Annotated in this window: 6 protein-coding genes and 1 tRNA gene; 3 read left to right on the plus strand and 4 right to left on the minus strand. The window is 67.1% G+C overall.

Translation table 11 applies throughout. The annotated features are described in order from the left end of the window. On the minus strand, nt 1–247 hold a 247-nt coding region (locus Q0716_RS03445), incomplete at its 3' end, for a GTP-binding protein (RefSeq protein WP_299019684.1). Between the two features lie 41 nt (nt 248–288). On the opposite strand from Q0716_RS03445, the gene Q0716_RS03450 reads away from it, so the two are divergent. After that, on the plus strand, nt 289–1638 hold the full coding sequence (locus Q0716_RS03450; protein ID WP_299019686.1) for an RsmB/NOP family class I SAM-dependent RNA methyltransferase: 1350 nt from the start codon (nt 289–291) through the stop codon (nt 1636–1638). 34 nt (nt 1639–1672) lie between these two features. Here the strand turns inward: Q0716_RS03450 and Q0716_RS03455 are convergent. Beyond that, nucleotides 1673–1757: transfer RNA gene (locus tag Q0716_RS03455), tRNA-Leu, on the minus strand. Nucleotides 1758–1833: 76 nt separating this feature from the next. Between Q0716_RS03455 and Q0716_RS03460 the strand changes: the two genes are divergently transcribed. Next, a complete protein-coding gene (locus Q0716_RS03460; protein ID WP_299019688.1) occupies nt 1834–2457 on the plus strand; it encodes a DUF6806 family protein in 624 nt (207 codons plus the stop codon). A gap of 68 nt (nt 2458–2525) precedes the next feature. Here Q0716_RS03460 and Q0716_RS03465 read toward each other — a convergent pair whose 3' ends face one another. Further along, a complete protein-coding gene (locus Q0716_RS03465; RefSeq protein ID WP_299019690.1) occupies nt 2526–4076 on the minus strand; it encodes a fumarate hydratase in 1551 nt (516 codons plus the stop codon). Between the two features lie 44 nt (nt 4077–4120). Continuing rightward, nucleotides 4121–4714: a TIGR00645 family protein gene (locus tag Q0716_RS03470; protein WP_299019692.1), complete on the minus strand. Its 594-nt coding sequence runs from the start codon at nt 4712–4714 to the stop codon at nt 4121–4123. A 164-nt stretch (nt 4715–4878) separates the two neighbouring features. Here Q0716_RS03470 and acs point away from each other — a divergent pair, with 164 nt between their 5' ends. Next, nucleotides 4879–6873, plus strand: a complete 1995-nt coding sequence (acs, locus tag Q0716_RS03475) for an acetate--CoA ligase (RefSeq protein WP_299019694.1) — start codon at nt 4879–4881, stop codon at nt 6871–6873. Nucleotides 6874–6982 lie beyond the last annotated feature (109 nt).

Genomic DNA, 6982 nt, shown 5'->3' on the forward strand with positions numbered 1-6982 from the left:
TGATCACGCAGTCGCGGTACTCCATCTGCATGACCGAGCTGGCCACCGAAATGCCGCGCTGCTTTTCGATTTCCATCCAGTCGCTGGTGGCATGACGCGCGGCCTTGCGCGCCTTGACGCTGCCGGCAATGTGGATGGCCCCCGAAAACAGCAACAGCTTTTCGGTCAGCGTGGTCTTGCCCGCGTCGGGGTGGGAGATGATGGCGAAGGTGCGGCGCCGCCGCACCTCGGAGGCGATGTCTGGCATGGGCCGCGATTATCCCGCAGCGCTGGGCGACAATCGCGGCCATGTCGCGATCGTCTCGCCCATCGGCACGCCCGCCGGTCTCGGCCTCGCCCCTGGCGCTGGCCGCGCACCTGTTGCAGCAAACGCTGCAGTTTCAGCAGCCGCCCGACGCCTTGCTGGCCCACGCCATGCGCGGGCCGTCGCGGCTGGGCGCACGCCTGCGCACGGCCGTGGCCGACGCGCTCTTTGCCGCGCTGCGTGACTTGCCGCGCTGGCATTGGCTGGCCGCCCACGTGCGCGGGCGGGCGGCGACGCCGCTGGACGTCGCCCAATGGCGCCAACAGCCCGGCTGGTGCGAGGACATCGTCCGGCTCGCCTGGCCGTCGGCGGCGCTGCCTGCGCTGGCCGAGGCTGACGCGCATGCGGCCGCGGACGTGCAGCAGTGGCAGCAGCAGGTGGCGGGCGTCGATCTGGCGTCGGCGCCCGAGTCGGTCCGCCTCGGCCTGCCGCCGTGGCTGCTGCAACGCCTGCACGAGGTGGTGGGGGATGAGCGGGAGGCGCTGGCGGCGGCGTTGCGCCAGAGCGCCCCACTGGATTTGCGCGTCAACGCCCTGCGCGCCAAGCGCGCGGCCGTGCTGGACGAGCTGCGAGCGGCCGGCCTGCCCGCCGAGCCTACCCCGCACGCGCCCTGGGGCATCCGCCTGCCCCTGCGCGCGCCGCTGCAGCGCTTAGATGCGTACGCGCGTGGCGCCGTCGAGGTGCAAGACGAGGGCTCCCAACTGATCGCCGCGCTGGTGGGCGCGCGCCGGGGCGAGACGGTGGTCGATTTTTGCGCGGGCGGCGGCGGCAAAACGCTGGCGATGGGCGCCGACATGCGCGACACCGGGCGGCTCTACGCCTTCGACTCCGTGGCCGCGCGCTTGCAAGCGCTGCCCGAGCGCGCCCGCCGCGCGGGCCTGACCCAGGTGCACACGATGGCGCTGGCGCACGAGCACGACGAGCGGCTGTTGCGGTTGGCGGGCAAAATCGACCGCGTGCTGGTGGACGCGCCTTGCAGCGGGCTGGGCACCGTGCGCCGCCACCCGGAACTGTTGTGGCGCCACATCCCGGCTGCGGTGAGCGAGTTCGCCGCGCTGCAGCAGCGCATCCTGGCGGCGGCGGCGCGGCTGGTGCGCCCCGGTGGGCGCCTGGTCTACGCCACCTGTAGCCTGTTGCCGGAGGAAAACGAAGCTGTGGCCGAGGCGTTCGAGCGTGCCGCGGCGAGGGACTTCGTGCCGCTCGAGGCTGCGCCGCTGCTCGCGCAAGCGCGTGTCAACGCCCCGGATGGGTTGGTGCAGGGGAGGTATCTGCGCCTGTGGCCGCACCGCCACGGGACGGACGGTTTTTTTGCCGCGGTCTGGCAGCGGCGCTGAGCGGTGCGTTGTCGGCCGCGCATGGGGCGCAGTTTGGTGCGAGTGGCGGGACTCGAACCCGCACGGCTTGCGCCTCAGGATTTTAAGTCCTGTATGTCTACCGATTCCATCACACTCGCCGCAAGGGAGGGCTGCAGCTTGGATTCTACCGGTGGCCCAGGTCGTACAATGCGCGTTTTGAGACGGGTCGCGACCATGAGCCAAGACAATCCTCCGTTCGAGATCCACGTCCACGGCGACGTCCCGCTGCGCGACGACGTGGACTACACCCACATTCAGGAGGCGCTGCGCCCGTTGTGGAGCTATGTCGGTGCGCGCTCGCTCATCGACGCTGCCGCCAGCGCCTACGAGGAAGAGCCCGGCATCCGCTTCGATCCGCAGGCGCACGTCCTGCAGATGTGCTGGACCATCGAGGGCGACGAGGATTTTCGACTCGCCATCGAAGAGGCCTGCATGGGCCTCAACGACATCGCGGCCGCCGGTGCGGCCATCGAGGTGTCGTTCTACGACCTCGAGTTCGACGAAGACGAGGCCCCCGAGGACGCGCAGGCGCGCGACGACTTCGTCATGTGCTTCGTGGGGCCGACGCCCGCGGCCATCATGCAGGTGCAGCGCGACTTGTTGGTGCAAGACGTGGTGCAGCTGATGGAGCGCCACTTCGACGCTTCCGAGCTGGGCGGCGTGGTCGAGGCGATCGACCAGCTGTTTGCCAACCGGTTCGACGCGATGGTCAACTCGCTGCAACTCGGCCGCCCGCCGCGCGGCGCGGGACCGAGCGGCGGCCACGGCGGGCCGCGCAAGCCGCGCCACTTGCACTGAACTGCAGCGGTACTTAGCGGCGACACCCGGCTCGCGACTGGGGTACAGCAGTACCGGGCGCCCTACCGTCAAGCGGCCGTGACCGCAATGCCTTTGAATTCGCCGCGCGCGATGCGCTCGCGCCACTCAGCGGGGCCGGTTTCGTGCACGCTGGTGCCGGTCGCGTCCACCGCCACCGTCACCGGCATGTCGCGCACCTCGAATTCGTAGATGGCCTCCATGCCCAGGTCTTCGAACGCGACCACGCGCGCCGAGCGGATGGCTTTGGCCACCAGGTACGCGGCGCCACCCACCGCCATCAGGTAGGCCGAGCGGTTGTCGCGAATGGCCTCGATGGCGACCGGGCCGCGTTCGGACTTGCCGATCATCGCGATCAACCCGGTCTTTTCCAGCATCATGCGCGTGAACTTGTCCATGCGCGTGGCGGTTGTGGGGCCAGCGGGGCCGACCACCTCGTCGCGCACCGGGTCCACCGGGCCCACGTAGTAGATGACGCGGTTGGAAAAGTCTACGGGCAGCGGCTCCCCGCGCGCCAGCAGATCGGCGATGCGCTTGTGCGCCGCGTCGCGGCCGGTCAGCATCTTGCCGTTGAGCAGCAATTTCTGGCCCACTTTCCACGACGCGACTTCTTCCTTGGTCAGGGTGTCGAGGTTGACGCGCGTGGCGCTTTGCGTGTCCGGCGTCCAGGTGACGGCCGGCCAATCCTCCAGCCGCGGCGGCTCCAGCCGCGCCGGGCCGCTCCCATCCAAGTGGAAGTGAACATGGCGCGTCGCGGCGCAGTTGGGGATCATGGCCACCGGCAGCGACGCCGCGTGTGTCGGGTAGTCCAGGATCTTGACGTCCAGCACCGTCGTCAGCCCCCCCAGCCCCTGCGCGCCAATGCCCAGCGCGTTGACCTTTTCGTATAGCTCCAGCCGCAGCTGCTCCACGCGCGTGAGCGCCGCGCCACTGCGCTGCTTGTCGATGAGCGTATGGATGTCCACCGGCGCCATGAGCGCTTCTTTGGCCAGCAGCATGGCTTTCTCTGGCGTGCCGCCGATGCCGATGCCCAAAATGCCCGGCGGGCACCAGCCCGCGCCCATGGTCGGCACGGTCTTGAGCACCCAATCCACGATGGAGTCTGACGGGTTGAGCATCACCATCTTGGACTTGTTTTCCGAGCCGCCGCCTTTGGCAGCGCAGATCACCTCGACGCCGTCACCGGGCACGATCTCGAAGTGCACGACGGCGGGGGTGTTGTCGCGCGTGTTCTTGCGCGCGCCCGCCGGGTCGGCTAGCACCGAGGCGCGCAGCGGGTTGTCCGGGTTCAGATACGCGCGGCGAACGCCTTCGTCGACCATCTGTTGCACGCTCATCGTCGCGTCGGGCCAGGTGACGTTCATGCCCACCTTCAAAAACACGACCGCAATACCCGTGTCCTGACAAATGGGCCGGTGCCCCTCGGCGCTCAGGCGCGAGTTGGTCAGGATTTGCGCGATGGCATCCTTGGCTGCGGGCGACTGCTCGCGCTCGTACGCGCGGCCCAGCGCTTGGATGTAGTCCAGCGGATGATAGTAGCTGATGTACTGAAAGGCGTCGGCGATCGATTGGATCAGGTCTTCCTGGCGAATGGCAGTCATGGGGGACTCCTGGGGGCGGTCGGTGTTTACTGACACCAGTCGTGTCAATGCGCCTCGCCGTCCGTGGTTTGGTGGATGAGTTTTTCGGTCAGTGCAATGGCCAGGGCACTCAGCAAAAAGACGGCATGGATCACCGTCTGCCACAGCAGCACCTTGTCGGTGTAGTTGGCGGCGTTGATGAAGGTTTTGAGCAAGTGGATCGAGCTGATGCCGATGATGGCGGTGGCCAGCTTGACCTTGAGCACCCCGGCGTTGACGTGGTTGAGCCACTCGGGCTGATCCGGGTGGCCCTCTAGTCGCAGGCGGCTGACGAAGGTTTCGTAGCCGCCGACGATGACCATGATGAGCAGGTTGCTGATCATGACCACGTCGATGAGCGCCAGCACCACCAGCATGATGATGGTCTCGTTGAGACCGTCGAGCTGGGTTTCGGCCACGTAGCCGATGGAGCGCACCAGTTTGTCCAGTGCCTGCTGGTTGCCGAATGCCGCTTCGATCAAGTGCACCAGCTCCACCCAGAAGTGGTAGACGTACACCATTTGCGCCACGATCAAACCGATGTAGAGTGGCAACTGCAGCCAACGGCTCGCGAAGATCAATTTCGGCAAGGGCGGAATCGGCTTGTGGATCTGAGTCATGACACGCTCGGTGACGGATTGGGCGGGCCAATTGTAGTGGCGGGGCACATTCGGCGGGGCCCCACGGCGGTCGGCGTGCCGTGCGTAAGGGCCTCGTCAGAGACCCGCTGCACAGTCTTAGGCTGTCGTTTTTTGCATCCCAACGTCCCTGAGGAGACCCCGACATGGCTGAATCGACCGCCGCCATTGCCTCGATGCTGGTGGAAAACCGCGTCTTCGAACCCAACCCTGAGCTGGTCGCGCAGGCCCGTGTCTCGGGCATGGAGGCGTACCACGCGCTGTGCGCCGAGGCCGAGGCCGACTACGAAGGATTTTGGGCCCGGCGCGCGCGCGAGTTGCTGGTCTGGCACAAACCGTTCACCCAGGTGCTCGATCAGTCCAACAAGCCCTTCTACCGGTGGTTCCAGGACGGCGAGCTCAACGCCTCGGTCAACTGCCTGGACCGCCACATCGGCACCCCCGTCGAAAATAAAACCGCCATCATCTTCGAGGCCGACGATGGCGCGGTCACGCGCATCACGTACAAAGAACTGCTGGCGCGCGTGAGCCAGTTTGCCAACGCGCTCAAGGCCATGGGCGTGCGCAAGGGCGACCGCGTGGTCATCTACATGCCGATGACGATCGAGGGCGTGGTGGCGATGCAGGCCTGTGCGCGCATTGGCGCCACCCATAGCGTGGTGTTCGGCGGTTTTTCGGCCGGCGCGCTCAAAGACCGCATCCAGGACGCGGGCGCGGTCGCCGTGATCACCGCCAACTATCAGATGCGCGGCGGCAAGGAGCTGCCGCTCAAGGCCATCGTGGATGAAGCCATCGCCCTTGGCGGCTGCGAGACCGTGCGCCAGGTGGTGGTGTTTCAGCGCACGCCCACCGCGTGCCACATGGAGCCCGGCCGCGACGTCTGGATGCACGACGCGCTTGCGGGCCAGCCCACCGAATGCCCGGCCGAGATGGTGGGCGCCGAGCATCCGCTGTTCATCCTCTACACCTCCGGCTCCACGGGCAAGCCCAAGGGTGTGCAGCACAGCACCGGCGGCTATTTGCTGTGGGCCAAGCAGACCATGCTGTGGACCTTCGACCTCAAGGACAGCGATGTGTTCTGGTGCACGGCCGACATCGGCTGGATCACCGGCCACACCTACGTCGCCTACGGGCCGCTCGCCGCGGGCGCGACGCAAATCGTGTTCGAAGGTGTGCCCACCTATCCGAACGCCGGGCGCTTCTGGCAGATGATCGAAAAGCACGGCTGCACCATCTTTTACACCGCGCCGACGGCGATCCGCTCGCTCATCAAGGCCAGCGACACCGACGAAAAGGTCCACCCGAAGAACTGGAGTCTGTCGACGCTGCGCATCCTGGGGTCGGTGGGCGAGCCGATCAACCCCGAGGCCTGGATGTGGTACTACCGCCACGTCGGCGGCGAGCGCTGCCCCATCGTCGACACCTTCTGGCAGACCGAAACCGGCGGCCACATGATTACCCCGCTGCCGGGCGCCACGCCGTTGGTGCCCGGATCGTGCACCCTGCCGCTGCCGGGTATCGCCGCGGCAATCGTCGACGAGCAAGGCAACGACATGCCCAACGGACAGGGTGGCATCCTGGTCATCAAAAAGCCCTGGCCGTCGATGATCCGCACCATCTGGGGTGATCCGGAGCGCTTCAAGAAGAGCTACTTCCCCGAGGAGCTCAAGGGCTACTACCTGGCGGGCGACGGAGCGGTGCGCTCCGAAGACCGCGGCTACTTCCGCATCACCGGCCGCATCGACGACGTGCTCAACGTCAGTGGCCACCGCATGGGCACGATGGAGATCGAGTCCGCCCTGGTGGCCAAGACCGACCTGGTGGCGGAAGCCGCCGTCGTCGGTCGACCCGATGACATCACCGGTGAGGCCATCGTCGCTTTCGTCGTGCTCAAGCGCCCGCTGCCGCAGGGGGAGGAAGCCAAAGCCATCGCCAACGAGCTGCGCAACTGGGTGGCCAAGGAGATCGGACCGATCGCCAAGCCGAAGGACATTCGCTTCGGCGAAAACCTGCCCAAGACGCGCTCAGGCAAGATCATGCGGCGCCTGCTGCGCGCCATCGCCAAGGGCGAGGCCATCACGCAAGACGTCTCGACGCTGGAAAATCCGCACATCCTGGAGCAGCTGGCCAAGACCAACTGAGCCACGGCAGCGGCTGCTGCGCCGCGGCGCGGGCCGCGGTGCCTGCGTGGGCCAGGCGGGCGCCAAGAAAAAAGGCTTGCCGTGCGGCAAGCCTTTCATCAGGTGCGCG

It is taken from the genome of uncultured Tepidimonas sp. (genome assembly GCF_938045175.1).
Lineage (GTDB): Bacteria > Pseudomonadota > Gammaproteobacteria > Burkholderiales > Burkholderiaceae_C > Tepidimonas.